Raw genomic sequence first — 26,313 nt, forward strand, 5'->3', positions numbered from 1 at the left:
GCGCCGCCTCCTAAATTCTCTCCTCCGTCTCAGCATCGAAGAGCGATGCCAGCGACATGTCGAAGCTGAGCTTCACCGGTGTGCCCACCTTGAAGCGGCGCGCGCCGTTGATGCGCACCGACATCGTGTGGCCGGCGTGCTTCAGCCAGAGGAGGTTGTCGGCGCCCATCGGCTCCTCGATGTCGACGGTCGCATCATGCACTTCGGGGCCGAGATTTTCGTCGACCTTGATGTGCTCCGGGCGCACGCCGAGCACCACCTTGCGGCCAGATCGCAGCGGCTGAGCCGCATCATAGCCGTCGAGCGAGAAGCTGACGCCGTTTGATCTGAACACCGTCTTGTCGCTGTTCTTGGTCAGGTCGCCGTGCAGGAAGTTCATTGACGGCGAGCCGATGAAGCCTGCGACAAAAAGATTGCGCGGCCTGTTGTAGATGGTCGTCGGATCGTCGAGCTGCTGAATGATGCCGCTTTTCATGATCGCGATGCGGTCAGCCAGCGTCAGCGCCTCGATCTGGTCGTGGGTGACGTAGATCATCGTGTTTTTCAGCGACTGGTGCAGGCGCTTGATCTCGACGCGCAGCTCCGAACGCAGCTTGGCATCGAGGTTGGACAGCGGCTCGTCGAACAGGAACACATCGACATCACGCACCAGTGCGCGGCCGATCGCGACGCGCTGGCGCTGGCCGCCGGACAGTTCGGCGGGCTTGCGCTTCAAAAGCGGCTGGATCTGCAGGATTTCGGAGGCGCGCGCCACGCGCTTCTCGATCTCGGCCTGCGGCACCTTTGCAACGCGAAGTCCGAAGGACAGGTTCTTCTCGACACTCATCTGCGGATAGAGCGCATAGGACTGGAACACCATGCCGATGCCGCGGTCCTTGGGCTCTTCCCAGGTGACGTTCTTGCCCTTGATGAAGATCTGTCCCGCGGATGCATCAAGCAGCCCGGCGATGCAGTTGAGCAGCGTGGATTTGCCGCAGCCGGACGAGCCGAGCAGCACCAGGAATTCGCCGTCATTAATGTCGAGGTTCAGGTCCTTGAGGACGCTGACGGCGCCGAAATTCAGCGACAGATCTTTGATGGAAACGCTTGTGTTCATGATCAACCTTTCACTGCGCCAGCGGCGATACCGCGGACGAAGAGACGTCCGGACACGAAGTAGACGATAAGCGGCACCGCGCCAGTGAGCAGCGTTGCGGCCATGTTGACGTTGTATTCCTTCACGCCCTGGACGGCGTTGACGATGTTGTTGAGCTGCACCGTCATCGGGAAATTCTGGTTGCCGGCAAAGATCACGCCGAACAGGAAGTCGTTCCAGATACCGGTGATCTGGATGATCATCGACACGACGAAGATCGGCAGCGACATCGGCAGCATGATGCGGAAGAACACCTGCCAGAACCCTGCCCCATCCACACGCGCAGCCTTGAAGAGTTCGGGAGGTAGTGATGCGAAATAATTTCGGAAGAGCAGCGTGTTGATCGGCATGCCGAAGATCGTGTGCACCAGGACGACCGCCCAGATGGTCGAGAAGATGCCGAGCTCGCGCATGATAATGACGAGCGGATAGAGCATCACCTGATAGGGGATGAAAGCGCCGAAAAGCAGGATCGTAAAGAAGACTTCCGAACCCTTGAAGCGCCAGTAGGACAGGCCGTAGCCATTCACCGAGGCGATCGCCACGGAAATAATGACGCTCGGAATGGTAATCTTGACAGACTTCCAGAAGCCGACGCTGATGCCGGAGCAATCAAGGCCTGTACAGGCCTGGCTCCATGCCTTGACCCAGGGCTCGAAGGTGATCTGCACCGGCGGCGCGAAGATATTGCCCATGCGGATTTCTGTCATGTCCTTGAGGGAGGTCACGACCATCACATAGAGCGGCAGAAGATAATAAAGCGCGGCGACTGTCAGGATGCTGTAGAGGATGATGGTCGAGGGCGCGAACATGCGACGCGGCCTTGCGCCTGCCGGCTCGACGACGCTGGCGGTGCTGTTATTGGTGGTGGTGGCCATGGCCATGATCGTGCTCCCTCAGGATCGCTTCTGGCGGAACTCGGCGAGAGCCCACGGAACCAGGATGATGAAGACGGTGACGAGCATCACGGTCGAAGCCGCAAGGCCCTGCCCGAGATTGGCGCGCTCGAACATGAACGAATAGACGTATTTGGCCGGCACTTCCGATGCGAAACCGGGTCCGCCCTGCGTCATTGCGACGACGAGGTCATAGACGCGTACGATGCCGGAAGCGACGATCACCAGTGTGGTGACGAAGACGCCGCGCATCATTGGAATGATGATGAAGAGGTATGTGCGCCACGCCGGAATGCCGTCGACGCGCGCCGCCTTCCAGATTTCCGAATCGATACCGCGCAGACCGGCAAGCATCAACACCATGACCAGCCCCGTCCCCTGCCAGAGGCCGGCGATGACGAGCGCATAGATAACGGTATTCTTGTCGCCGAGCAGCGCGAGGCTGCCCCCCGGAAGGCCAAGATCGTTCAAAACCTTCGGCACGCCGAGCCCGGGATCGAGAATCCACTGCCAGACGAGCCCCGTCACGATGAACGACAGGGCGAACGGGTAGAGAAAGATCGTGCGGAATGTGTTCTCGAACCTGATCTTCTGATCGATGAGAACAGCCAGCAGGAAGCCGATGATGAAGACGAATGTCAGCACGCAGACGCCGTAGGTGGCAAGATTGAGAACCGACTGGTTCCAGCGCGAATTGCCGAAGAGGCGGCTGTACTGGTCAATGCCCACGAAATCGCTCGTCGGTAGCAACCGCGACGACGTGAACGAGTAGAAAACGGTCCAAAGCGTGCAACCGATGAAAATCACGATGACGGTCAGCATCATAGGGATTGCTGCGACCTTCGCATTGAGGTTGCGCAATAGGCCAAACGGCCGGCCGGCATGAGCCATCAATACCTCCTGTTGGCGGTCAGGGGCGCGACCAGACTGGAAAGCTGTCCGCTCGCGCCCCATAAAACCGTCTCAAGTTATGAGAGCGTCTGTGGCCTTACTGGGCCTGCGAGATGATGTCGGCCTGACGATCGATTGCATCGTCCACAGACATCTTGGAGCTGAAGAATTCGAGCGCGAGATCCTGCAGCTGGCCCTGCGTATCGGAATCGAGCATCTGCTCGGTCGAAGGCAGAACATTGTTGAGGTCCGACAGGATTTCGATGCCCTTCTTCATGCAGGCGTTGGCGGCTTCGAGATCGACGTCGCCGCGAACCGGCAGCGAACCCTTGACCAGATTGAATTTGACCTGAACTTCCTTGGAAAGAAGCATCTTGGCGAGTTCAAGCTGCGCCTTGGTGATTTCCGGATTGCTGTTCTTCGGGAAATAGAAGGCGTCGCCGCCCGTATCGAGCTGCGCATTGAAGCCGAGACCGGGCAGGCAATCGTAGTCGGTGCCGGCAACCTTCTTCGCGACGCCGAATTCACCCTGCGCCCAATCGCCCATGATCTGAGCGGCAGCCTTGCCCTCGATCACCATGTTGGTGGCAACGTTCCAGTCGCGGCCGGAATAAGCCGGATCGACCATATCGCGGGCCTGGGCGAATGCGGTCCAGACCTTCTTGTTCTGATCGCTGCGAACGGCCTCTTCGCTCTTCTTGTCGTTGATCTGCAAGTAGAGGTCTTTGCCGCCGATGCCGGCCTGCATGACGTTGCGGATGCCTTCGACCTGCCACGGGGCGCCGGTGGCGAGCGGCGTGATGCCCTTCTCCTTCAGCTTCGGCGCGTCGGCTGCGAGCTCGTCCCAGTTTTTTGGAACAGCCATGCCGTTGTCTTCGAAGACGTGGCGGTTGAGCCACATCCACTGCCAGGAGTGGATGTTGATCGGCACGCAATAGATCTTGCCTTCATAGACGCAGGCGTCGAGCAGCTTGGCCGGACGGATGACGTCCTTCCAATGTTCCTCCTCGGCAAGTGGCGTCAGATCCGTCATGAGGCCTGCCTTGATGAGTTCCTCGGCGTCGCGGCCGGTGTTCATCTGGGTAGCGCCCATGGGGTTGCCGCCGAGAATTCGGCTGATGATGATCGGGTTGGCGGTGGAGCCGGAACCGGCGATTGCGCCGTCGACCCACTTGTTGGCGCCACTCGCATTGAAGCTGTCGGCAAGGACCTTGACGGCGGCAGCTTCGCCACCGGATGTCCACCAATGGGTGACTTCGAGATCGGTCGCGTTGGCCGCGCCAAGCGGCAGCACGACGGAAGCGGCAAGCACAGCCGCCATCGAACGAAAATTCATGAGTTCTCCTCCCTCACTGAAACGTTGCCGGAAAAACTTAGTGCAATCGACATTTTGGCGCAACAGCCCGCTGTCAAAATTTTATGCGAAACTCGCCATTGCTACCCATGCCTGTTGTTGCTCCACAACTCCGCGACATATGGCGTTAGGTTGGGCATTCAAGATTGCATGATGACGAACAGAGCAATTTCTTGATATCAAATATTTATTTCTATTATGGCGCATGTCGTCTGAAGAAATCGCCTTCGCAAGTGCAAAAGATCCGAGCTTGAAACCGCAATTCAACCTAAGCGTCTAGTGATGGTGCGAACATCATAAAAAGTGCTCGACATTTCTACTGTATCGTTACAGATTTAATGGCTCAAGTGAGGAGTGCTGTTCAGCGGGGAATGTGCTTACGGCTTTGCGAAAAACATTCTATAAGCGGACCGAAATCGCGCGAGGGTGACATAAAGGGATGGAAAACAAGGGAAATTCCGGGGGAGCGGCAGCGGCTATCCAGCGCGAACGGCCGACGCTGAAGACAATCGCCTTCATGACGGGCTTGGGCATTACCACGGTTTCGCGCGCACTCAAGGACGCACCGGATATCGGCGCGGAGACCAAGGAGCGCGTGCGTATGGTCGCCCGCCAGCTCGGCTACCAGCCGAACCGCGCCGGCGTACGCCTCAGGACCGGCAAGACCAACGTCATCGCGCTCGTTCTTTCCATCGACGAAGAGATCATGGGTTTCTCGAGCCAGATGGTCTTCGGCATTTCCGAGGTGCTGACCGGCACGCCGTACCACATCGTCGTGACACCGCACTCGCACAGCAAGGACCCGATGCTGCCGGTGCGCTACATCCTGGACACCGGCTCTGCCGACGGCGTCATTATTTCCCGTATCGAGCCCGACGATCCGCGCGTGCGGCTGCTCGCTGAGCAGAACATGCCCTTCGCGACGCATGGCCGGACAGATGCGGGACTGGTCCACCCCTATCACGATTTCGACAACGAATCCTTCGCGCACGAGGCGGTGAAGAGGCTCGTCGAGCGCGGCCGCAGGCGAATCGCTCTGCTCCAGCCGGCGAGCAAGCTCACTTACTATGCCCATACCAGGATCGGCTTCCAGACCGGCCTTCACGACTATGGCGCCGAGGAAGTCCCCCTGCGCGTCAACACCGATACGCCGCTGGAGGAGGTCAAGACCACGGTCGAAGCGATGATGCGCATGCCGAACGCGCCCGACGGCATCGTCTGTTCGGCCGGAAGTGCCGCTATCGCCGTCAACGCCGGCATCGAGGCGACAAGTAAGCGCGTCGGCTACGATATCGACATGGTTTCCAAGCAGTCCGCGCCGATCCTGAACTGGATCAGGCCGGAGATCATCACCGCCAATGAAGACGTTCGCCACGCCGGCCGCGAACTGGCCAAGGCCGTCATCGCCCGCATCGATGGCATTGAGCCGGAACTGCTGCAGAGCATCAGCAAGCCGGTCTGGCCGGACGATCGCAGATAGGCGGTCACGTTTCCTGGTGCAGAGGCGCCGAATTATCCTGCTTCGCCGCAGTTCGGCACGGAAAAGCTGGCTCGCGCTTTTCCCAAAGTTATCCGATGCGGCTATCCTGGCTGGACTCTCCCTCTCCCGTCTCAGTAGTTAAGGGTGAACGCTGCTCGCGGCGACTTGGAGTGTGTTGAGACGGTGCCAACACTTCTGGCAATCAAGCTCACCTAAGGCGCAAGATCGCACGGCGCGACCCTCAAGGGTGATGGCATGTCGTTTTTCCTCGCTCTCACCGCCTGACTTGATGAGGTCGCAGGAATGCAAATGTGGAAGAGACCGCGGGAAGCGGACAAGCCAGTGCGCAGGCTCCATGATCCTGCTTCGGTATGTTCAAAATAAAATAAGCCCGATCGAAACCGGGCTCTTTCCTTGTTCGATTGATACCTCAGAACGTCGAAGCGCCGCTGCCCCATGGGCCATGGTGGAAATCCTTGCCGTCGAGGCGGTCGAAGCCGTGGGCGCCGAAGAAGTCGCGCTGGGCCTGGATGAGGTTCGCGGTGCCGCGGCCCTGGCGGTAGGCGTCGAAATAGGTGAGCGCCGAGGTGAGCGCCGGAACCGGCAGGCCGGCGGCAAGTGCTGCCGCAACGACGCGGCGAAGCGACGGGACCAATTCCTTGACCATTTCGGAGAAGGCCGGCGTGACGATGAGGTTTGCCGCATCCGGCGCCTTGGTGAAAGCGCTGGTGATTTCGTCCAGGAACTGCGAGCGGATGATGCAGCCGGCCCGCCAGATCTTGGCGATCACCGGCATCGGCAGGGACCAGCTGAACTCGCGGGAAGCCTCCGCCATCACGGCAAAGCCCTGCGCATAGGCGCCGATCTTGGCGGCAAACAACGCCAGTTCCAGATCCTTGTCGAGGTCCTGACCGTAGGCGATCGGGAATTCGTATTTCGGCTTTCCGAAGATCCTCTCGGCGGCTTCGCGCTGGTCCTTCATCGAGGAGATGCTGCGGGCCGCAACGGCAGCTTCGATAGCGGTCGCCGGAATGCCCATGTTCTGTGCTTCGATCGCCGACCACTTGCCGGTGCCCTTCTGACCGGCCTTGTCGAGGATCATGTCAACCATCGGGCCCCCGGACACGGGATCGGTCGCCGCCAGCACCTTTTCGGAGATTTCGATGAGGTAGGAATTCAGGCGGCCCTTGTTCCATTCGCCGAAGATCTTGCTGATTTCGCCGGCGCTCTTGCCGAGGCCGTCGCGCAGGATGCCGTAGATTTCGGCGATCATCTGCATGTCGGCGTATTCGATGCCATTGTGGATCGTCTTGACGAAGTGACCGGCACCATCGTTGCCGAGCCAGGCGACGCAGGGATCGCCGTTGTACTTGGCGGCAATCGAGGTCAGAACCTTCTCGACGCGCTTCCAGGAGTCTTCGGTACCGCCGACCATGATCGAGGGGCCGTGGCGGGCGCCTTCTTCACCGCCGGATACCCCCATGCCGATGAAGGTCAGCTCAGTATCCTTGAGGCGGTCGAAACGGGCGATCGTGTCACGGAAATTGGCGTTGCCGGCATCGATCATGATGTCGCCTTTGGAAAGGTGCGGCCGCAGCGCTTCCATCTGCTGGTCGACGGCCTCGCCCGCCTTGATCATGATGATGATGGGACGCGGCGGGCGGATGGCCTCGACGAATTCCTCGATGGTCTTGCAGGGGACGATCTGCTTCTTGAGATCACCGGCGCTTTCGTAGAACTCGTCCGTCTTTTCGGGAGTGCGGTTGAAGACTGCGATCTTGTTGCCTTTTTCCGCAATGTTGAGTGCCAGGTTGGAACCCATGACGGCAAGGCCGATCAGCCCGATTTCTGCCTTTTCCACGATACACCTCCGATAAGTCATTTTGGACCGGTGTTGTGGCACTCTCCGGGAAAAACGGCAAGTCTGGAAGGACGCCGATCAGTTCGGCAGCGCACAGTTCGGAGGCTGACCGGCCGTTTCCTTCAATACGCCGCCATCCTGTCTGCTATTATCGGCGGAGGAAACACCAAGGAAAATCCGATGAGCACCCTGCCTGCCAAAATTGTTCACTGCTCGATCAATCGGTACTGGAAGGAGGTCTACGACTTTGCCGGCAAGCCGGAAAACATGTCGCTCTGGGCCTCAGGGCTCGCCTCCGGCCTCGAACCGGAAGGCAGCGACTGGATCGCGCATGGTCCTTTGGGAACGGTGCGTGTGAGCTTCGTCCCACACAACGAGTTCGGCGTCATCGACCATACGGTAACAATCGAAAGCGGACTACGGGTCTACAACGCGCTGCAAATCGTGCCGAACGGCGACGGCTGCGAGGTGATGTTCACGCTGTTGAAACAGCCAGGCATGACGGACGACCAGTTCGCCGCTGATGCCGCTCATGTGCAGAAGGACCTCGGCGCCTTGAAATCGATGATGGAGATGTAACCGATGGAAAAAAGCGCAAACGACCTGAAGATCGACTACATTGAATTCAACGTCGCCGACATAGCGGCGGCAAAGGCCTTCTACGGTAACGCATTTGGTTGGAGTTTCACCGATTATGGCCCGAGCTATTGCGAATTCAACGACGGCCGCCTGACGGGCGGCTTCACAAATATCCAACCGCCGCGCCCGGGTGGTGGCCCGCTTGTGATCCTATACGCCGACAAACTTGAGGAAGCGCTGGAGAAGGTCAAACAGGTCGGAGGCAAGATCGTAAAGCCGATCACCGCCTTTCCGGGCGGCCGGCGGTTTCACTTCCTTGACAAGGATGCCTACGAACTGGCCGTGTGGAGCAAGACTTAAAGCGGGAAGCTAGGCAGCGATTGTCGAGATCGCATCAGCAGATTCCAGCACGACAAGCGCACCTAGAACTTGCCCGGACAGGTCGCGCAACGGCGACATGCGGCAACGCGTGCGCCTGCTTTCACCGCGCTGTTCGTAGTTGTATTCGACATGCTGCCCCGCGAAGCAGGCGTCGAAGTTGGCTTTCGCTTGTGCCACGAACTGTTCCTCGCCGATGAATTCCATCACATGGCGGCCGATCATGTCGATCGGCCCTCGTCCGAGATATGCACAGTTCACCGGATTGGAATAAAGATAGCGGTAGTCGCGCGTGAGCACCGCAACACGATCCGGCAAGGTCTCGAGAATCGCCGAATTGAGAAAATTCCCATTGTCGACAGTGGGCACATAGGCCGTCGGCGCAGGTAGCGGCATTTCCCGCGGCAACGCGAAATCCGCACGCGGCAGCGCGCCGAAATAGCGCTCCAAAAGGGATATGAGCATGGCTGAGTGATGGCTGACGCTGGCAGCGTCATCGGCATCCTGCTGCAGCAGATAGCCGACAAACTGAAGCTGCATGTACATCTCCATCAGGTTGGCCGCGTGATGGTCTACAATTACTTGGACCAAAAGATCGAGGCCACCATCAAGAGTTGCAACGCGCCGATCGTCGCCAAGTCGAATTGCCTCTTCGATCTGCGAGCAGCGTGATGAGAAAGCTTGCAAAAGTTCGAGCAAGGCGCCTCCAGATCCCTTATTCTCCAAAGGGATTCATTTCTCCCCGCTTTGGCAGAATTCAACGCATATGACATAAACATGAATCCCGCTACTCGCCCTAGTAGCGACGGATAACATGATTCAGGATTCACGTTCAACGTGGACGGCACATGGGTTTTAGTGGATGAGATATGAGAGGTTGAAAGCCCTTCACTTAAGAACTTCGTGCTTTACCTTCCAACGGTCGTGGTACCAGAGCCATTGGGCCGGGTATTCCCGCACCCAGCTTTCGACCTTGTCATTCAGCATCTGAGCGGTCGCCGCCAGGTCGAGATTGCCCTTCTCGTCGCGCGGCATGTCCAGCTTCGGCTCGATCTCCAGCCGATAGCGGTTGCCGGGGAGCCGGATGCAGCGCGCAGGATAAACCTCGCAGTTGAACTGACGGACGAGTTTCGGCAAGAGCGGGTTCGTCTTCGTGTCCAGGCCGAAGAAGGTGGTCTTCAGCCCTTTGCGGAACTTCTGATCGACGAGAACGCCGACGCCCTGCCCGGCTTCGAGCTGACGCGCCAGCGCAAAGGCCGAGCCGGCATGCGACGGCACGAGCTTGCCCATGCGGGCGCTGCGGAAATCGAAGACCTTCTGGGCGACATAAGGATTGTTCGGCGGACGGAAGAGAACTGTCACATGCAGACCGAAGGCAGCGCTGCTGACGGGCAGGAGTTCGAAATTGCCCGTATGCGCCGTAAAGACGATGAACGGCCGGGGATTGTCCCGCAGGTCGAGGAAGATCGGGATCCCCGAGACCTCCACCCTGCCCGGACCGATCCTTTCCGGATCGAAATCGAACAAACGGTCCAGAAAGACGTATTCGGCGGCGAGCCGCCCCATATTGCCCCAACTCGCCAGGGCGATTTCTTCTAGCTCCGCCTCACCCTTCTCGGGGAAGGCGTTGCGCAGGTTGAAGAGCATCAGCTTGTGGCGCGACGTGTGCGGACCGATCTTGCGGGTCAGCCAATCAGCAAATCGGATCGCGCTGTCTGCCGGAAACAGCTTCAGGAAATTCATGAAGCCAAAGGCCAGCTGAGCGATCAGCCATTGGCGAAAATGCTCGAGCATCAGAACGATCCGGGTGAGGAAGAGCTTCACCGGTTCAGTCCATCTTCAGGATGATCTTGCCGAAGATCTGGCGGGATTCCATGCGTTCGAGCGCACGATCGATATCGTCGAAGCTGACTTCGGTGTCGATGACCGGATGAACGAGGCCGCGGCCCATCTTCTGCATGGCATTCGCCATATTCTCGATGCGGCAGCCGAAGGAGCCGAGCAACTTCAGCTGCTGCTGGAAGAGCATCATCAGGTTCATGTCGGTAGAAACGCCCGACGTCGAGCCGCAGGTGACGAGGCGGCCGCCGCGCTTCATGCACAGCATCGAGCCCGCCCAGGTGTCCTTGCCCACGTGTTCGAAGACGACATCGACGCCCTTTTTTTTCGTGAGCTTGCGCACGACGCCCTCGAAGCGGTCCGTGCGGTAATTGATGACGTGATCGGCGCCGAGCGCCTTGGCCTTCTCGATCTTGTCGTCCGAGCCGACGGTGGTGATCACGGTGCAACCGATCTTCTTGGCGAGCTGGATTGCCGCCGTGCCGATGCCCGAACCGCCGGCATGCACGAGGATCGTCTCGCCAGGTTCGAGCTTGGCATTGTCGAAGAGCATGTGCTCGACGGTCCCGAAGGTGACGGGCGCCAGAGCCGCGCCGATGGCATCGACGCCGGGCGGTGCCGGAACGAGCAGGCGGGCCGGAAGGTTCACCTTCTCCTGCGCAAAGCCGTCAAGATGGAAGCCATGGACGCCGGAGACGTGTTCGCAGAGATTGTCGCGGCCTTCGCGACACGGACGGCAGAGACCGCAGGTGCGCGCGCCGTAGATTGCGACCAACTGGCCGGGCAGGACGTTCGCGACGCCCGGGCCGATCGCCTCCACGACGCCCGAGGCCTCCGCGCCGATGACGAGCGGCATCTTGCGCTTGGCGAATGCCATGCCGCGCCAGCCCCAGACGTCGATATGGTTGAGGGCGACTGCCTTGACGCGCAGCGTCACCTCACCGGCAGCCGGAGCATCCGGTTCCGGCAAATCGGTGATCTCAAGCTTGCGGTCATCGATCAGTTGCAAAGCGCGCATAAAAAACCTCTCGCCTCGAAGGCGTCTTCTCTCTCTTATTTTGTCGGCAACCGCTTAAGCCGGTTCGAGCGCCATGACAAGGCTGGCGTTCTGCCCGCCGAAGCCGAAAGAGTTCGAAAGCACGGCGCAGACCTGCTGTTCGCGCTTCTTGTTCGGTACGACATCGAGAACGATAGATGGATCCGGGTTGTTGTAGTTAATCGTCGGCGGCAGCGTGCCGGTGAGCATGGTCTGCAGCGAGAACACCGCTTCGACCGCGCCAGCCGCCGTCAGCGTATGACCGATCATCGACTTGTTGGAGGACAGCGGAATGGAGGCCATGCGCTCGCCGAAGACGGCAAGCATCGAGCCATATTCCATCTTGTCGTTTTCCGGCGTCGAGGTGCCGTGAGCATTGATGTAGCCGATGCCGCTTTCATCGATGCCGGCATCGGCAAGCGCGGCACGGATCGTCGCGATCGCCGGGCCGCCATCCGGCGACGAACGGGTGCGATGGAAGGAGTCGGCCTTTTCACCCGCGCCCTTCATGATGCCGAGTACCTTGGCGCCACGCGCGACAGCCGCTTCCAGTGATTCGAGGACCAGCGTCGCTGCACCTTCGGCGATGACAAAACCGTCGCGATCCTTGCTGAAGGGCTTGGAAGCCTTGGTCGGCGGATCGTTCTGCGTCGACAGCGCGGAAAGCAGTGAAAAGCGGATGAGCGCTTCGGCGCTCAGCGAACCATCGGTCGCAACCGCAAGGGCGCGATCGGTACGACCCTGGCGGATCGCCTCGATGCCGAGCTGGATCGCGGTGGCGCCAGATGCACATGCGGTCGAAAGCGTCACCGGCAGCCCGCGCGTGCCGAAACGGTCGGCCAGACGCTCGGAGATCGCGCCGAAGAGTGCTGCTTCATGGAAGGCGGCATCCGTGCGCTGGCGCATCGCGGCCAGGAACCGCTCGTAGGCATCGCCCGGATGTTCGGACGGCGGCGAACGGTCGGCGAGATCGAAGCGGGCGCTCCATTCCGGCTCGATCGGCGGCGCGGCGAGAAAGAGCGGACCGTTGAAATCGCCGGAGATACCGGCATCGCAGAGCGCTTCAATCGTCGTTTCGCGGGCAAAGGCGTAGGAACGCTCAACTGCGTTCGGCACCGGGATGTCGATGAAATCAACAGTGCCGGCAATCCGGGTCGAGAGCCCGTCGGTCGGAAAGCGCGTGATGCCGTGGATCCCGGAAGTGCCGGAGGTCAGCGCCGCCCAGTTGTCCTTGAGCCCTTGGCCGAGCGAGGTGATGATTCCCATACCCGTGACCGCGACGATCGGGCGGCCAAGATGATCCTTGTAAGTCGCTTTTGTCATTTGATCACTCCTCACGCATCCGCGGAAAGAACGGCGACACCCTCGCCGCGCTGGTGGCCGACTGCGGTGACGACAGCGGCCGTGGTACCCGCGCTCATCGGTTCTTCGTGCGCGGCATCGAAAGGCGGCACCTTCGCTTTGCTGTCGACGGCGAGCGCCGCAAAAGCAAGTCCAAGGGTAAACTGCGCTTCGATGGCATGGCCGGACACGCCGCCGAAGCCGCGGACGGCTGCGCCCGGAAGCTGATGCTCCAGAACAGCCTTCTCGCGCTCTGCCAGATCATGCATGCCGGTCGAGCCCGAGAAGATCGCAGTCGTTTCCGGCGCAAGATTCTTGGCCGGCTGCAGCAGGCGCTCGAGACGAACCTCAAGGTTTCCGGCATTCCGGTTACCGCGGTCGCCCTCGATGGAATCGATCGTCGCATAGATATGCGCCCCCCGCGCTTCCGCATGCTTGCGCAATTCCAGAACGAGAAACGCCCCGGCCGACCCCAGGATCATGCCGCCGCCTTCGGTATCCTTGCGCGACCAAAGCGGCACCCATTTGCCCTGCAGGTGAGCGCCGATCGATTCGGGCAAAAGGATCATGTCCTGACGCTCGGCGACGAAGGCGCCGCCGACGAGCGCATGCGAGGATTCGCCCGATCTGATCCGGTAGAATGCGGTTTCGACGGCGGAGATGCCTGCAGCCTCCTCACCCATGAACGTCCGCGAGGAACCGGTGACCTTATGGACGATCGAAATATTGCCGGCAAGGAGGTTGGAAAGCTGCGCCAGGAAGAGCGTCGGGCGCAGTTCCGTGGTCAGCTTCTCGTTGAGTAAGAGCTCGCGATCATTGCGCTTCAGGCCCTCGTCGACGATCAGCGTATCGACATTGATGTCACGCTCGCCGCCACCGGCGGCCACGATCATGTCCATCCTGCCGCAGGTTTCCGCATTCTCCTTGAAGCCCGCGTCATCGAGCGCCAGGCCGGCGGCAAAGACGCCGATGCGCTGCCAGTTCTCCATCTGGCGCTGGTCGCCGCGCTTGGCGATCTGCTGCGACCAGTCGATTTCCGGCAGCGGATGCACCGGATAGGGCTTGAATTTCTCGGTCTCGATGATCGGCTCCGGCGCTCGGCTTGCCGTCAAGAGCGCGACATGCGCATCCTTGCCGACGCCCTGACAAGTGACGATACCGACGCCGGTGATGACGACATCATTTTGAGCCTTGCTCATCCCTTTACTCCCTGCGCGGCGATTGCATCGATCAGGCCGACCTCGCCCGCGCGCTTTTTCACGATATCGCCGAGCGGAACCTCGCTGAAGGGCATGGTGCGCAACTTCAGTTGCGCATCGCAGACCTTCTTGCCGCCGCTCGTGATCTTTGCCTTGGTCACGGCAAAACCGGACCCGTCATGCTCCAGAAACGCCTCGATGTCGAGAACCGCCTCTGGCTCGACGAAGGTGCGCATCTTGGCGCCATCCACCGACATCAGGAACGGCATCGCGGCAAAATCAGTCGCGGCCAGCACAAGCATGCCCGAGGCCTGCGCCATGGTTTCAATGAGAAGCACGCCCGGAACGAGCGGCATACCTGGAAAATGGCCTTCGAAGACAGGGCTTTTCGCCGGCACGACGGAACGCGCCTTGAGCATACCCTTTTCGAGGTCGACCACTTCCACGCGGTCAATCATCTGGAAATATTCCAGCAGCATCGGATCCTCCGGCCCGGCGGGAAAGCGAGCGCCGGATACGCCTAGTTAGGAACAAAACCGCCCGGCCGCTACGGTTCGCAGAGGCAGGGCGGAGAAAAAAGATAGCTGTGTCGCTCAGGCCTTGGCGGCGCGAAGCTCGTCGATCTTGGCACAGAGGTTCTTCAGCACGAAATATTCCTCGGTGGAAACCTTCCCCTCGTTGACTTCCTGCGTCCACTTTTCGAGCGGGATCTTGATGCCGAATTCCTTGTCGATGGCGAAAACGATATCGAGGAAGTCGAGGCTATCGATACCGAGGTCGTCGATCGTATGGCTCTCCGGCGTGATGGTCTCGCGATCGATCTCGCTGGTTTCTGCAATGATGTCGGCAACTTTATCGAATGTAGCGGTCACGCGCTGTACCTCTTTCAATGACGAATTTATCCCCCTCATAGGCAAATCCATTTCAAAAGCCAATGCTTTCGCATGATCTGCTTTCAAATTTGACGGGCAACTGTTGCCGAAACAGCAATTCGCATAAAGGCTCGGAACACCATGCGACCATTCTTATCTGGATAGCGCCGAAACTCTCCTGCGAAGCACGGTCAAAGCAGAGCGACGAATGCCAGAAACACGGCGATCGCCAGTATCATGCAACTCGCATTGAATACCGCGATCCCGTCTTCGACGTCCTTGACGGTGGCGGTGCCGCGGCCCGCGCCGTTGATCATCGGTTCGCTGACGACAATGCCGGAATAGACGCGGGGACCTGCCAATTGAACATCAAGTGCACCGGCCATGGCCGCTTCCGGCCGGCCGGAATTCGGGGAGCGATGCAGACCGCCGTCGCGGATCGCAACCTGGAAGGCCTCGCGGCTGGCGCTTGCGCCGCGCCGAAGCCAGGCGCCAGCGGCGATCAGCAGGATGGCAAGACGGGCGGCCGGCCAATTCGCCAGATCGTCGAGGCGAGCCGAGGCCCAGCCGAAATCGATGTACTTGTCCGACTTGTGTCCGATCATCGAGTCGGCGGTATTCGAGCATCTTGTAGAGGAAGAGGCCGGGCAGGCCGAGGACGACATACCAGAGCGCCGGTGCAACGACGCCGTCGGAGAAGTTTTCGGCGAGGCTTTCGATCGCCGCACGGCAAATTCCCGGCTCGTCGAGGGTTTCCGGATCGCGGCCGACAATGCGGGAGATGGCCTTGCGGCCGCCGACGATCCCCTCGCCGCGCAAGGCTTCCGCCACCGCAGAAACGTGATCCGCAAGGCTTTTCTGCGCCAAGAAGATCGCGACGCAGGCAATTTCGAGAAGAATTCCCACAAAGCCGAACAGTCCGAAGAACCAGTGCAGCACGAGCCCGGCTGCGGCGCTGAACGCCAACAACACGGTGATCGAGACGGTGCCGTTCAGCCGCCGCTCGGCCTTCGTCAGCGTCTCGCTGTTGAACTGCCGGTCGAAATTGGAAATCGCCTTGCCGAAGAGGACGACGGGATGCGGCAGCCGCGACCACAGCCAATCCGGATCGCCGACGATCCGGTCGAGAAGGAGCGCCAGCAACAGCACGAGGAGATTTTCGTCGATCGTCATCCGTCAAAACTTTCCAAAGCGACCACAAGCCTGTTGTCGGCGGCGAAATCGGGAGGGAGGCCGAAACGCAGCCATTCCGGCGCATAGTCGAACTTGCGGACGAGAATATGGTGGCGGCAGAGATGCGTGTGAATGCGGCCTGCGCGGCTGTCTTCGACGAGCGAAAAGAGCCGCGTACCGCCGGTCATTTCCAAACCGGCGCCTTTCAACACGCCCTCCAAGGCAACCTGGCGCTCGGCGATCGTGCGGATGATCGGAGCCGTATCCGACCGCAGCAAGGACGCGGCAATCGACAGCGCCGGGCCGGACACCGCCCAAGGGCCGAGCCAATCCTCGAAACGCTCGCGGATATCGCTTGCAGTCACGACGAAGCCGAGCCGCAGACCTGCAGAGTCCGAAGAACTTTCCGAACGAACGGAAGATGACGAGATTTGAAAACCGCGATGCCAGAGGCACGAGACTCGGAAATTCGGCTCAGCATCGCCGAAGGCTTCGTCGACGACGAGACAGCCGCCCTGCCCTTTCAGCCGGTCATGCAGCGCGGCTAGCTCGTCCGGCTTATAGCTTTGGCCATCAGGATTGTTCGGATTGACGACGACGGCCAGCGCGTGCCGGTCGTCGACAGCCCCGATCCCATCGATCGCATCCACGATAAAGCCGGCTGACCGGAACGCTTTGTCGTATTCGCCATAGGTCGGCGAGACGATCGCGATTCGCCTGCCAGGCTCGACCAGTCTGGGCAGAAGCTGGATCACCGATTGCGTGCCTGGAACAGGCAACGGCAGGAGATCGCCGCTGCGGTAATAGTCGCGGGCAGCGGCAACGGCGGATTGCACCAGATATTTGTCCGGCAGGCGATGCCAGGATTCAGCAGGAATGTCCGGCAGCGCCGCCGGGCATGGATTGATGCCGGTCGATAGATCAAGCCAATCCTCCGGCCTTCCGCCAAAGGCAGCAGCGGCGGCCGAGATCCCGCCGCCATGCATGATCGGAACACTCATGCGGCGGCTCCGGCAAGGTCGATCAGATGCATATAAGACCCAGCGATCTGGCCGCGGCGAAGGCCGGCTTCACCGAGACCGATGCCGAGAGCATCGCTCACCGCAAAGAGCTTGTCGCCGTCGCCTTCGCGAACCACAGTGGAGTAATGATATTCATGGGCCGTCATGGCATGGTCGAAGAATGCCCCGTCGACCGGCTGAACGCGGCGATAGCCGAGATGCCGGCTGCGCTCTTCATAGCTGGTGACAAGCGGCAGCAGGCCGAGCATCTCGTGCCGCGCGCCGCCGGCATCGATCAGCCCGTCGCCAAGCACCATGTAGCCGCCGCACTCGCCGTAAATGCGCGTGCCGCGCCCTGCAGCCTCGACCATCGCCCGGCGGAAATTCCGCGCACCCGCGATCTCTCCAGCATGCAGTTCCGGATAGCCGCCCGGCAGATAGATCGCATCGGCATCGGTGGCGGGTGCTTCGTCGGCCAGCGGCGAGAAGAAGGAGATCGTTGCCCCGCGGCGGCGCCAGCCGAGCAGCATATGTTCGTAGGAAAAGGCAAAGGCGATGTCGCGGGCAACAGCAATCCGGCTTCCGAGCGGCGCCAGCCGATGGATATTCGCCGCCGAGGGAACGTTGAGACCCTGGCGCGCGGTGCGCAAAAGAAACTCGAAATTGCACTCGTCGGATACGGCTTCGGCAGCATGCTCGATAAAGTCCTCCAGCCCCTGATGCTCGCCCGCCTGGACGAGGCCCAGATGCCGCTCCGGAAGCGCCAGTGTCTTGTCGCTGCGGATGACCGCGATGACGGGCATGCGGATCGCATCGAGCGCCTGGCGCAGCATCGTCTCGTGCCGCTCGCTGCCGACCTTGTTGAGAATGACGCCGGCGATGCGGACATCGGCGCGGAAGCTCGCAAAGCCGCTGACGAGCGGCGCGACCGAATGCGACATGCGCGAAGCGTCGACAACGAGCACGACGGATAGGCGAAGCATGGCGGCGAGATCGGCCGCGGTCCCCTTGCCGTCGGCCGCACCGTCGAAGAGGCCCATCATCGCCTCAATGACCAGGATGCGATCGCCGGATCGGTGCAGCGCGGCATTGGCGGAAATCAACTCGGGCCGCATGGCCCAGGCGTCGAAATTCAGGCAGGGCGTGCCGCTGGCGGCGGAGTGAAAGGCAGGATCGATATAGTCCGGACCGGCCTTGCCGGGAGCGACCGCAACACCGCGGTTGCGAAGCGCCCGAAGCAGGCCGAGCGTGATCGTAGTCTTGCCGGAGCCGGAGGACGGCGCAGCGATCAGCAACCCGCTCATGCCGTCACCTTCCCTCCGGTGCGGCGAAACGGATCGGGCTGTAGCCTGCGCCCCGCCAAAGCACCCAGCCAATCGAGCGACGGGCGCAATCTCACGACCTCGCCGACGACGACAATTGCAGGCGGCTCCAAGCCGGACGCCGCGACGGCGGCCGGTGCTTCGCCAAGCGTCGTTTCCAGAACCTGCTGCCCGCTGGTTGCCGCATTGCAGACGAAGGCGACCGGCTCCGACGGATTGCGGCCCGCCGCGATTAGGTTGGCGCTGATCTGGGCGATATGCTTCATCGCCATATAGATGACGATCACCGGCGAACCGCGGCCGATCGCCTCCCAATTGATCGCATCCGGCACGATGCCGGAAGAATCATGGCCGGTGAGGAACGTGACCGCATGGTTGATGTCGCGATGGGTGACTGGAATGCCAGCATAGGCGAGCCCGCCGATCCCGGCCGTAATGCCCGGCACGATGCGGAACGGGATGTTGTGCTCGACCAGCGTCAGCGCCTCTTCGCCGCCACGGCCGAAGACGAAGGGATCGCCGCCCTTCAGCCGCAGCACGCGTTTGCCGGAGCGCGCAAGTTCGACCAAGCGAAGCGAGATATCCCGCTGATTCGCGGAAGGCTTGCCGCCTCGCTTGCCGGCATATTCGAGAACGGCATCGGGCCGCGCGAGCCTCAAGCATTCCTCGTTCACCAGCGCGTCGTGGATGATCAAATCGGCTTCCGCCATCGCCTTAGCGGCAAGCAGCGTCAGCAGGCCAGGATCGCCCGGCCCGGCGCCGACGAGCCAGACGCTGCCCGGCTCCAGCGCCGGCAGATGGGAGAATGCGCTTTCGATCATTTAGGTGATCTATGCCCGGCAGCAGGCAAGGTCAACGGCAACGGTGAAAGCCGACCACAGGCTGCCGGGTGGAAACTGACTCAATTTTGGAAAGGGTTGAATCCGAACTTAAGGAAAGCAAGCCATCCCATTGATCGGATTCAACAAGAACCGGCCGGAGGAGACGCCGGCCGGTCCGGCAGTTCATCAGGCGCGCAGCAGCGTCTCGCGAACGAGGCCGATCACTTTTTCCGACTCGACGCCGGTGCAGACGATCTGGCTCGGCAGGCCGTCCCAGTCGCCGGGCGGGAAGCGGCGGCCGTCCGGCTTCACGATCGTCTGGCCGTCGGCAATACCGCCACAGACGACGCGAACTGAACCCGTGATGGTCGAAAAGAGTTCCGGCGCCACGACATAGACGCAGGCGCAGCTGTCATGCACCATCATTCCGTCATCGACCGCGTGCGCGTAGAAATCGATGTAGAACTGCGAGAGATCGTTCAGCAGTTTGACGGCCCTGTCGCCCTCTGCGGCGGCAGCGGCGAGATAGCGCCGGCTCATGGTCGTGACCGCGGTCACGTCGAGGCCGATGACCACAACCTTCCAGGGAGCGGTCAGGACGATGTCGGCAGCTTCCGGATCGCCGTGAATATTGGCTTCCGCGACCGGCGAGACATTGCCCGGCACATAGAAATTGCCACCCATGATGACGACGGCTTTCACGAGCTTGGCGATCTCCGGATCTTCCTTCAGCGCCAGCGCAAGGTTCGTCATGCGGCCGACGGCAACGAGCGTCACCTCGCCGGGATTGGCGCGCACGGTGTCGACGATGAACCGGTAGGCCGGGCGCGGATCGAGCGGCACATCGACCGTCTCCGGCACGTCGATATTGCCGAGGCCATTGTCGCCATGCACGAAGGTCGGCCAGTCGATCTCCTTGCGCGACGGATCAATCGTCGTACCCGTACCCTTGGCGACGGGGGCCGAAATATTCCATTCGCGCTTCAAAAACAGTGCGTTGCGCGTCGTCGCTTCGATCGAGGCATTGCCGAAAACGGTCGTGATGCCGATCAGATCGACGTCGGGGTGACGATGCAGGAAGAGGAGCGCCATGGCGTCATCGACGCCCGGGTCCGTGTCATAAATGACCTTGTGCATGAGATTTCCTTTTATGCTGTTCGCCGCGTGCCGGAAACGCCTTGCGAAGTGGCGACACCATAGCGCCCGTTATTCTTTCTGCAACCGCATGCGGGCGATCGCCGCGGTCGCGTGCGCAGATTTGATCTTGGGCACCGCAAGCTCTGCGTTGCTGCCGCAAGCAGCAAGCGCAGCGGACTCGGCAACGCCGTGGCAGCCGACTCGGGCAAAGACGATGTCGGATGGATTCTTAAGGCGCGGCGTCTCTTCCTCAAGGCGTGCGGCACTGAAAAACAGCATCGGCACGCCGAAATGCCTGGCAGCCTCGAAAATAGCAGGCTCCCCGGCCCGGCCGTCGATCGACGCGATCGCGGCGAGTTCACCGGGCGCCAGACCGCCCAGCCGCAAAACTTCGGCCGCAAGCGCCATGACTTCGTCGGGCGGCGTGCCGCGCTCGCAACCGAGGCCGAGGACATGGCGGCGTGAAATATCGAACGTGATTCCGGTCATCGGCCCTATTTTGAAATGCAGGCGTGTCCCTCCAGCCATTGCAGCCGGAAGCCGGAAATGCAACATGGCGCGGACTTCAGTCCTGCCTTCGAGTTCCGCCTTGTCCGATATCGCTCCCCATCTTCTTCTTCTCCTCTGCCTTGCCGGCTTTTTTGCCGGCTTTGTCGATGCGATCGCCGGCGGCGGCGGGCTCATCACCGTCCCGGCGATGCTGATCGCAGGGATTCCGCCGCTCCAGACCCTCGGCACGAACAAGGTACAATCGGTTTTCGGAGCAGCGTCCGCGACGATCGCCTATGCGCGCAAGGGCCATGTGAACCTTCGAGAACAACTGCCGATGGCCATGTTGGCGGCTATGGGCGGTGCGCTCGGTGCAGCCCTTGCGACGATCGTGCCCGGCGACGTCCTGCGCGCCATCATGCCGGTGCTGCTTATCGCGATCGCGCTCTATTTCGCCTTCAAGCCGAACCTCAACGACCTCGATACCCACCGCCGCATCACGCCTTTCGTCTTCGGCATGACCTTCGTGCCGCTGATCGGCTTTTACGACGGAGTTTTCGGCCCGGGCACGGGTTCCTTCTTCATGCTTTCGTTCGTGACGCTTGCAGGTTTCGGCATGCTGAAGGCGACGGCGCATACCAAGCTTCTGAACCTCGGCTCGAACATCGGCGCGCTCATCGTCTTCGCCTCCTTCGGAGCAACGCTCTGGACGGTCGGGCTGATGATGGGTGTCTGCCAGTTCCTCGGCGCACAGGTTGGCTCACGGCTTGCGATGCGCACCGGCGCCAAGCTCATCAAGCCACTGCTCGTGACGGTTTGCATCGCGTTCACGGTCAAGCTTCTATCCGACCCGACGAACCCTCTCCGCCTCTGGAGCCTGGCAATGGCCTCCGATTACCTGCCGGGAAATTGATCCGCCATCAGAACTCCACGCCGGGCTGTCCCTTGATACCGGAGCGGAACGGATGCTTGATCAGCTCCATCTCCGTGACCAGATCGGCGATCTCGATCAGCTCGTCCTTGGCGTTCCGGCCGGTCAGCACGACGTGAGTCATATAGGGTTTCTCGGCCTTGAGAAATGCGGCCACCTCGTTGACGTCGAGATAGTCATAGCGGAGCGCGATATTGATCTCGTCGAGCAGCACCATGGAATTGCGCTCGTCGCGGATCAGTTCCTTCGCCTTCTCCCAGGCAGCCCTCGCCGCTGCAACATCGCGCGCGCGGTCCTGCGTCTCCCAGGTGAAGCCCTCGCCCATTGTATGAAACTGACAAACGTCGGAGAAATGCTTCTCGATCAGGTCGCGCTCGCCGGTCCACATCGCGCCCTTGATGAACTGCACGACGGCTGACGGTTTGCGATGGGCGATATGTCGGAAGATCATCCCGAAGGCGGCAGACGACTTGCCCTTGCCTTTTCCGGTATGGACGATGATCAGGCCTTTCTCGTCGATCTTCGTGGCCATGATCTTGTCGCGCGCGGCCTTCTTCTTGGCCATCTTTTCGGCGTGACGTGCATCGTCCTTCTCGCCGCTTTCCACTGGTTCTTCGCTCATTTTCTTCCCTATAAAGCTTATGCCGTTTCTGTGTGACGTGGCGGTGCGAGATCGAAGCGCGCCGAATTGCTGCGCGGCGTCCAGAGCCTGCGCTCGATCGCTTCGAGCAGACGCTCCTTCATGTCCGCAAGCGCCGCCGGGTTCTTCTCCGCCATGAAATCGCGGACTTTCGGATCGGCGACGAAGGCCTGGTAGACGGCCTCGAAATGGTGGTTGCCGACGGCACCCGTCGTCGCTGCAAAAGCGAAGAGGTAATCGACCGTCGCGGCGATCTCCAAGGCGCCCTTGTAGCCATGGCGCATGACGCCATCGATCCACTTCGGATTGACCGCACGCCCACGCACGACGCGACCGATCTCCTCCTCCAGCGAGCGGATCACCGGCTTTTCGGGCCGCGAGTGATCGTTGTGGTAGATCGCGGGACGTACTCCTCCCAGTTGTTCGGCCGCGGCCGCCATGCCGCCTTCGAATTGGTAGTAATCGTCGCTGTCGAGCAGGTCATGCTCGCGGTTGTCCTGGTTCTGCACCACGGCCTGGATGGAGCGCAGGCGCTCCTCGAAGACGCCGCGTTCGGCCCTGCCTTCCTCCGACGCGCCGTAAGCATAGCTGCCCCAGACAAGATAGGATTCCGCCAGATCGGCACGCCGCTCCCAGCCCTTTTCGTCGATCAAAGCCTGCAGGCCCGCACCATAGGCACCAGGTTTGGAGCCGAAGATGCGGTAGCCGGCGCGTTTTTGTGCGGATGCCTCATCGAGGCCGGCTGCGGCAAGGCGCGCGGCTTCGCCGCGCATGCGGGCGGCGATCGGGTTGTCGGCGGCATCTTCATCCAGAGAACCTACAGCGCGGATTGCCCTGTCAAACAGCGCGATCTGCTCGGGAAAGGCATCCCGGAAGAAGCCGGAGATGCGTAGCGTCACGTCGACCCGCGGGCGCCGGAGCAGCGCAGGCGGAATGATCTCGTAGCCGGTGACGCGCCGCGAGGTCATGTCCCAGACCGGCTTGACGCCGATCAGCGCCAGCGCTTGCGCGATATCGTCGCCGCCGGTGCGCATGTTCGATGTGCCCCAGGCCGTCAGCCCGAACGAGACCGGCCAGTCGCCATGGTCTTGAACGTAGCGCCGGACGAGCAATTCGGCGGATTTTTTGCCGAGTTCGAAGGCTGCGGGCGTCGGAACGGCGCGGCTATCGACTGAGTAGAAATTCCGCCCTGTCGGAAGCACGTCCGGCCGCCCGCGCGTCGGCGCGCCGGACGGACCGGGAGCGACGAAGCGGCCGTCGAGACCGCGAAGAAGGCCCGCGATTTCAGCCTTGCCGCAGGCGAGGATGGAAGGCTTCAAGCGGGTTTCGATCTCGGTGAGAACCGATTGGGTTGCAGGCCAGTCCGGCGGGCATGGAATTTCACCGGCGACCAGTTCTGCGGCAAGCAATTCGATGCGCTCGACGGTGTCGCCGTTGGTGCGCCAGGGGGTATTGCAGGTCTCTACCAATAGCGATGGCCGCGGACCGAGCCAGGGCGCCGACATATCGCAATCGAGGGGGTCGAAGGATAGCGACTGTCCCCCAACGGAGAGAAGGTGGGCCGAAGGGTCGGACGAGACGCAGGGGGCGGAATGTTCGGCCTGGCTGGCGCCTGCTCGTTCGCTCCTTTTGTCGCGTACCCCCTCATCTGTCCTGGCGGACATCGTCTCCCCGCGCAGGAGAAGAGGGAACCCAAAAAACGCATCTGCCGCAATCGCCCGGTGCAGGCTGGCATCGCCCCGCTCGCCCAGACTGCGCGGAACGCGGGCCAGTGCCACCGTCAGATCAGTCAGTAACCGGCCCTGCGGCGTAACACCGAACACATGCAGGCCATCGCGAATCTGCATTTCCTTCAGATCGCAAAGATAGGCGTCGAGCTTCTTCAGCGCCTCGTCCCCGCTCTCGCCTTTGGCGATCCCCGCATCCCGGTCGAGACCAATATCGGCGACGAGATCAAGGATCTGCTTGGCGAGCAGCCGAATGCGCCGCGGGTCGCCGCCGGAGGCCTCATAATATTCGTCGACCAGCGCTTCCAGGTCCTTCAGCGGGCCATAGCTCTCGGCCCGCGTCAACGGCGGCGTGAGGTGATCGATGATGACGGCGCTGGAGCGCCGCTTGGCCTGCGTGCCTTCGCCCGGATCGTTGATGATGAAGGGATAGAGATTTGGCAGCGGGCCGAGGATCGCTTCCGGATAACATTCCGAAGACAGCGCCAGCGCCTTGCCCGGCAGCCATTCCAGATTGCCGTGCTTGCCCATATGGATCACGGCATCGGCGCCGAATTCCTCGCGGAGGAAGGCATAGAAGGCGAGATAGCCATGCGGCGGCACGAGGTCCGGTGAATGGTAGCTTTCCTTTGGATCGATGTTGTAGCCGCGTGCAGGCTGGATGCCGATGAGGAGATTTCCGAAGCGGGTGAAAGGCAGGGCGAAACTGCCGTCCGTGAAATAGGGATCGGACGCCGGATCCCCCCAGCGGGCGGCAATCTCGTCTTGAATCTTTTTCGGAAGAGATGCGAAGAACGCTTTGTACCCATTCAAGGAAAGCGTCTCGCGGATCACCTTGCCATCGTGTCCGGAATTGGTCGGCCCCTCGGCGAGGTGCCGCATCAGCGCATCGCCATCGGCCGGGAAACCGGAAACAGCGTAACCCGCATCCCGCATCGCCTTCAGCACCTCGATCGTGCTGGCTGGCGTATCGAGGCCGACGCCGTTGCCGAGGCGTCCGTCACGGTTTGGGTAGTTTGCAAGCACCAGCGCGATGCGCCGCCCCGCAAGCTGCCTGTTTCGGAGGCGCGCCCAGTTGGCGGCGAGTTTCGCCGTATAGCGCATGCGATCGGTATCCGGCTCGCTGGCGACGATATTGGCCTCGACGGCCGCGTCGTAACGGGCGGCAGACTTGAACGAAACGGCCCGCGCCAGCACGCGGCCATCGACCTCCGGCAGCGCGACGTTCATGCCGAGATCGCGGGCGGAAAGGCCTTGCGATGACGAGACCCACGCCTCCTTGGACGTGGCGGAGAAAATCGCCTGGAGGACGACGGCGCCGTTTGTTTCAAGCACGCTCGGCGCGCGATCGGCACCGGGCGCAGACACGGCAAAGCCGGTGGTGTTGATCACCACATCGGGCGGCGCTTCTGCAAAGATGCGCTCGAGAATGCCGGTCGATAGCGGATCCTTGAGGCTATAGGCGAAGATCGGCAGAGGGCGCAGGCCTTCCGCCGCCAGCGCTTCGATGAGCGCTTCGACGGGGGCCGTTTCGCCGCTTTGCACGAGCGCGCGGTAGAAGCTGATGGCGACGGTGGGTTTGAATCCGGCCTCTTCCTTCGAGTTTGGGATACCGGAGGCGGAAAGAACTTTCCACTCCTCAACCCCAATCGCACCTCGACCCGGCCACCAGATACCCGCCTTCATCAGCGGCACAGCCGCGCCCGGCTTCTCATCGCCGGAGAGCATCGCCGTCGCGTAATCGAGAAAGCTTCGCGAATTCCCCTCGCCGCCTTCGATCAGATAAGCCCAGAGCGCGTTGAGATCGTTGAGCGGCACGTTCGAAAATGGCGTCAATCCTGCATCCGGCTTCGAATCCCCAGGCAGGACCGCAATCATCGCACCATGCCGCGCCGCGCAGGCATGCAGCGCCTCCAGCGCGTAGTGGAAGTAGCTCGCGCCCCCAAGCGCCCGGACGATGATCAGCTTTGCGCACCGCGCCGTGCGCTCGATATAGGCATCGACGGACATTGGGTGCTTGAGGCTCATCAGGCTGGCGAGCCGGAGCGTGAAAGGCCTTCCGGCTTGCGCGTGAGCCGCGGCGATCGCCGCAAGCTCGGTATCCGCCGCAGACAGGAACAGGATATCGGCAGGCGATTGGCCGAGGTCGATCGCCTCGTCGCCGTCGCTGATCGTTCCTTTCTGGGCAAGAAGCAGATGCATGGCCGAGCC

At 61.3% G+C, this 26,313-nt stretch carries 23 protein-coding genes and 1 pseudogene; 4 read left to right on the plus strand and 20 right to left on the minus strand.

Annotation, left to right across the window (positions count from 1 at the left end; all coding sequences use genetic code 11):
• Positions 1–10 precede the first annotated feature (10 nt).
• The 4 genes from ACW4PC_RS07545 to ACW4PC_RS07560 all read right to left on the minus strand — a co-directional run bounded on the left by ACW4PC_RS07545 (position 11) and on the right by ACW4PC_RS07560 (position 4,258).
• Positions 11–1,096 (minus strand): ABC transporter ATP-binding protein, encoded by a 1,086-nt coding sequence (locus tag ACW4PC_RS07545; RefSeq protein ID WP_455873349.1) that lies wholly within the window; start codon positions 1,094–1,096, stop codon positions 11–13.
• A gap of 2 nt (positions 1,097–1,098) precedes the next feature.
• A complete protein-coding gene (locus tag ACW4PC_RS07550) occupies positions 1,099–2,019 on the minus strand; it encodes a carbohydrate ABC transporter permease (RefSeq protein WP_455873350.1) in 921 nt (306 codons plus the stop codon).
• Positions 2,020–2,031: 12 nt separating this feature from the next.
• Positions 2,032–2,922, minus strand: a complete 891-nt coding sequence (locus ACW4PC_RS07555; protein WP_455873351.1) for a carbohydrate ABC transporter permease — start codon at positions 2,920–2,922, stop codon at positions 2,032–2,034.
• A 97-nt stretch (positions 2,923–3,019) separates the two neighbouring features.
• On the minus strand, positions 3,020–4,258 hold the full coding sequence (locus ACW4PC_RS07560) for an ABC transporter substrate-binding protein (protein WP_455873352.1): 1,239 nt from the start codon (positions 4,256–4,258) through the stop codon (positions 3,020–3,022).
• Positions 4,259–4,715: 457 nt separating this feature from the next.
• Here ACW4PC_RS07560 and ACW4PC_RS07565 point away from each other — a divergent pair, with 457 nt between their 5' ends.
• The gene (locus ACW4PC_RS07565; RefSeq protein ID WP_455873353.1) at positions 4,716–5,756 is read left to right on the plus strand and encodes a LacI family transcriptional regulator; all 1,041 of its coding nucleotides are present in this window, start codon (positions 4,716–4,718) and stop codon (positions 5,754–5,756) included.
• A 430-nt stretch (positions 5,757–6,186) separates the two neighbouring features.
• Here ACW4PC_RS07565 and gndA read toward each other — a convergent pair whose 3' ends face one another.
• A complete protein-coding gene (gene gndA, locus ACW4PC_RS07570) occupies positions 6,187–7,638 on the minus strand; it encodes an NADP-dependent phosphogluconate dehydrogenase (RefSeq protein ID WP_455873354.1) in 1,452 nt (483 codons plus the stop codon).
• 159 nt (positions 7,639–7,797) lie between these two features.
• Between gndA and ACW4PC_RS07575 the strand changes: the two genes are divergently transcribed.
• Positions 7,798–8,196: an SRPBCC family protein gene (locus ACW4PC_RS07575; protein ID WP_455873355.1), complete on the plus strand. Its 399-nt coding sequence runs from the start codon at positions 7,798–7,800 to the stop codon at positions 8,194–8,196.
• Between the two features lie 3 nt (positions 8,197–8,199).
• Entirely contained in the window at positions 8,200–8,556 is a 357-nt protein-coding gene (locus ACW4PC_RS07580) for a VOC family protein (protein WP_455873356.1), read from the plus strand.
• Positions 8,557–8,565: 9 nt separating this feature from the next.
• Here ACW4PC_RS07580 and ACW4PC_RS07585 read toward each other — a convergent pair whose 3' ends face one another.
• The 13 genes and pseudogenes from ACW4PC_RS07585 to ACW4PC_RS07645 all read right to left on the minus strand — a co-directional run bounded on the left by ACW4PC_RS07585 (position 8,566) and on the right by ACW4PC_RS07645 (position 20,804).
• Positions 8,566–9,273 (minus strand): PAS domain-containing protein, encoded by a 708-nt coding sequence (locus ACW4PC_RS07585; RefSeq protein ID WP_455873357.1) that lies wholly within the window; start codon positions 9,271–9,273, stop codon positions 8,566–8,568.
• Positions 9,274–9,462: 189 nt separating this feature from the next.
• Entirely contained in the window at positions 9,463–10,398 is a 936-nt protein-coding gene (locus ACW4PC_RS07590) for a lipid A biosynthesis lauroyl acyltransferase (RefSeq protein WP_455873358.1), read from the minus strand.
• Between the two features lie 4 nt (positions 10,399–10,402).
• Entirely contained in the window at positions 10,403–11,431 is a 1,029-nt protein-coding gene (locus ACW4PC_RS07595; RefSeq protein WP_455873359.1) for a zinc-binding dehydrogenase, read from the minus strand.
• Positions 11,432–11,485: 54 nt separating this feature from the next.
• Positions 11,486–12,772 carry a beta-ketoacyl-ACP synthase gene (locus ACW4PC_RS07600; RefSeq protein WP_455873360.1) on the minus strand — a complete coding sequence of 429 codons (1,287 nt, stop codon included), beginning with the start codon at positions 12,770–12,772 and terminating at the stop codon, positions 11,486–11,488.
• An 11-nt stretch (positions 12,773–12,783) separates the two neighbouring features.
• The gene (locus ACW4PC_RS07605; protein ID WP_455873361.1) at positions 12,784–13,989 is read right to left on the minus strand and encodes a beta-ketoacyl-ACP synthase; all 1,206 of its coding nucleotides are present in this window, start codon (positions 13,987–13,989) and stop codon (positions 12,784–12,786) included.
• Complete coding sequence (locus ACW4PC_RS07610) at positions 13,986–14,468, minus strand: 3-hydroxyacyl-ACP dehydratase FabZ family protein (protein WP_455873362.1); 483 nt, start codon at positions 14,466–14,468, stop codon at positions 13,986–13,988. The genes ACW4PC_RS07605 and ACW4PC_RS07610 overlap by 4 nt, the downstream gene beginning before the upstream one ends.
• 114 nt (positions 14,469–14,582) lie before the next feature.
• Complete coding sequence (locus ACW4PC_RS07615) at positions 14,583–14,900, minus strand: acyl carrier protein (RefSeq protein WP_022715027.1); 318 nt, start codon at positions 14,898–14,900, stop codon at positions 14,583–14,585.
• A 152-nt stretch (positions 14,901–15,052) separates the two neighbouring features.
• Positions 15,053–16,034 (minus strand): annotated as a pseudogene (cbiB, locus tag ACW4PC_RS07620) (adenosylcobinamide-phosphate synthase CbiB).
• Entirely contained in the window at positions 16,031–17,035 is a 1,005-nt protein-coding gene (locus tag ACW4PC_RS07625; RefSeq protein WP_455873363.1) for a threonine-phosphate decarboxylase, read from the minus strand. The pseudogene cbiB and the gene ACW4PC_RS07625 overlap by 4 nt, the downstream one beginning before the upstream one ends.
• A complete protein-coding gene (locus tag ACW4PC_RS07630; protein ID WP_455873364.1) occupies positions 17,032–18,339 on the minus strand; it encodes a cobyrinate a,c-diamide synthase in 1,308 nt (435 codons plus the stop codon). Before ACW4PC_RS07630 ends, ACW4PC_RS07625 begins: the two co-directional genes overlap by 4 nt.
• Positions 18,336–19,178, minus strand: a complete 843-nt coding sequence (cobA, locus tag ACW4PC_RS07635) for a uroporphyrinogen-III C-methyltransferase (protein WP_455873365.1) — start codon at positions 19,176–19,178, stop codon at positions 18,336–18,338. Before cobA ends, ACW4PC_RS07630 begins: the two co-directional genes overlap by 4 nt.
• A gap of 186 nt (positions 19,179–19,364) precedes the next feature.
• Positions 19,365–20,315 carry a nucleoside hydrolase gene (locus tag ACW4PC_RS07640; RefSeq protein ID WP_283072255.1) on the minus strand — a complete coding sequence of 317 codons (951 nt, stop codon included), beginning with the start codon at positions 20,313–20,315 and terminating at the stop codon, positions 19,365–19,367.
• Between the two features lie 69 nt (positions 20,316–20,384).
• A complete protein-coding gene (locus ACW4PC_RS07645; RefSeq protein ID WP_455873366.1) occupies positions 20,385–20,804 on the minus strand; it encodes a cobalamin biosynthesis protein in 420 nt (139 codons plus the stop codon).
• A gap of 100 nt (positions 20,805–20,904) precedes the next feature.
• Here ACW4PC_RS07645 and ACW4PC_RS07650 point away from each other — a divergent pair, with 100 nt between their 5' ends.
• A complete protein-coding gene (locus ACW4PC_RS07650) occupies positions 20,905–21,717 on the plus strand; it encodes a TSUP family transporter (RefSeq protein WP_455873633.1) in 813 nt (270 codons plus the stop codon).
• 7 nt (positions 21,718–21,724) lie between these two features.
• Here the strand turns inward: ACW4PC_RS07650 and cobO are convergent, their stop codons facing one another.
• Together cobO and cobN are read right to left on the minus strand one after the other, a co-directional pair.
• On the minus strand, positions 21,725–22,357 hold the full coding sequence (gene cobO, locus ACW4PC_RS07655; RefSeq protein ID WP_455873367.1) for a cob(I)yrinic acid a,c-diamide adenosyltransferase: 633 nt from the start codon (positions 22,355–22,357) through the stop codon (positions 21,725–21,727).
• 17 nt (positions 22,358–22,374) lie between these two features.
• Positions 22,375–26,304 carry a cobaltochelatase subunit CobN gene (cobN, locus tag ACW4PC_RS07660; RefSeq protein ID WP_455873368.1) on the minus strand — a complete coding sequence of 1,310 codons (3,930 nt, stop codon included), beginning with the start codon at positions 26,302–26,304 and terminating at the stop codon, positions 22,375–22,377.
• Positions 26,305–26,313: the final 9 nt, after the last annotated feature.

Source organism: Rhizobium yanglingense, assembly GCF_977109285.1.

What these genes read in the sequence shown, in the direction of transcription:
- ACW4PC_RS07580 (WP_455873356.1), top strand. Translation starts at nt 8,200, where the DNA reads ATGGAAAAAAGCGCAAACGACCTGAAGATCGACTACATTGAATTCAAC.
- ACW4PC_RS07545 (WP_455873349.1), bottom strand. Translation starts at nt 1,096, where the DNA reads ATGAACACAAGCGTTTCCATCAAAGATCTGTCGCTGAATTTCGGCGCC.
- ACW4PC_RS07630 (WP_455873364.1), bottom strand. Translation starts at nt 18,339, where the DNA reads ATGAGCGGGTTGCTGATCGCTGCGCCGTCCTCCGGCTCCGGCAAGACT.
- cobN (WP_455873368.1), bottom strand. Translation starts at nt 26,304, where the DNA reads ATGCATCTGCTTCTTGCCCAGAAAGGAACGATCAGCGACGGCGACGAG.
- ACW4PC_RS07600 (WP_455873360.1), bottom strand. Translation starts at nt 12,772, where the DNA reads ATGACAAAAGCGACTTACAAGGATCATCTTGGCCGCCCGATCGTCGCG.
- ACW4PC_RS07550 (WP_455873350.1), bottom strand. Translation starts at nt 2,019, where the DNA reads ATGGCCATGGCCACCACCACCAATAACAGCACCGCCAGCGTCGTCGAG.
- ACW4PC_RS07610 (WP_455873362.1), bottom strand. Translation starts at nt 14,468, where the DNA reads ATGCTGCTGGAATATTTCCAGATGATTGACCGCGTGGAAGTGGTCGAC.
- ACW4PC_RS07565 (WP_455873353.1), top strand. Translation starts at nt 4,716, where the DNA reads ATGGAAAACAAGGGAAATTCCGGGGGAGCGGCAGCGGCTATCCAGCGC.
- ACW4PC_RS07575 (WP_455873355.1), top strand. Translation starts at nt 7,798, where the DNA reads ATGAGCACCCTGCCTGCCAAAATTGTTCACTGCTCGATCAATCGGTAC.
- cobA (WP_455873365.1), bottom strand. Translation starts at nt 19,178, where the DNA reads ATGATCGAAAGCGCATTCTCCCATCTGCCGGCGCTGGAGCCGGGCAGC.
- ACW4PC_RS07605 (WP_455873361.1), bottom strand. Translation starts at nt 13,989, where the DNA reads ATGAGCAAGGCTCAAAATGATGTCGTCATCACCGGCGTCGGTATCGTC.
- ACW4PC_RS07625 (WP_455873363.1), bottom strand. Translation starts at nt 17,035, where the DNA reads ATGAGTGTTCCGATCATGCATGGCGGCGGGATCTCGGCCGCCGCTGCT.
- ACW4PC_RS07555 (WP_455873351.1), bottom strand. Translation starts at nt 2,922, where the DNA reads ATGGCTCATGCCGGCCGGCCGTTTGGCCTATTGCGCAACCTCAATGCG.
- ACW4PC_RS07645 (WP_455873366.1), bottom strand. Translation starts at nt 20,804, where the DNA reads ATGACCGGAATCACGTTCGATATTTCACGCCGCCATGTCCTCGGCCTC.
- cobO (WP_455873367.1), bottom strand. Translation starts at nt 22,357, where the DNA reads ATGAGCGAAGAACCAGTGGAAAGCGGCGAGAAGGACGATGCACGTCAC.
- ACW4PC_RS07595 (WP_455873359.1), bottom strand. Translation starts at nt 11,431, where the DNA reads ATGCGCGCTTTGCAACTGATCGATGACCGCAAGCTTGAGATCACCGAT.
- ACW4PC_RS07560 (WP_455873352.1), bottom strand. Translation starts at nt 4,258, where the DNA reads ATGAATTTTCGTTCGATGGCGGCTGTGCTTGCCGCTTCCGTCGTGCTG.
- ACW4PC_RS07640 (WP_283072255.1), bottom strand. Translation starts at nt 20,315, where the DNA reads ATGCACAAGGTCATTTATGACACGGACCCGGGCGTCGATGACGCCATG.
- gndA (WP_455873354.1), bottom strand. Translation starts at nt 7,638, where the DNA reads ATGACTTATCGGAGGTGTATCGTGGAAAAGGCAGAAATCGGGCTGATC.
- ACW4PC_RS07615 (WP_022715027.1), bottom strand. Translation starts at nt 14,900, where the DNA reads ATGAGGGGGATAAATTCGTCATTGAAAGAGGTACAGCGCGTGACCGCT.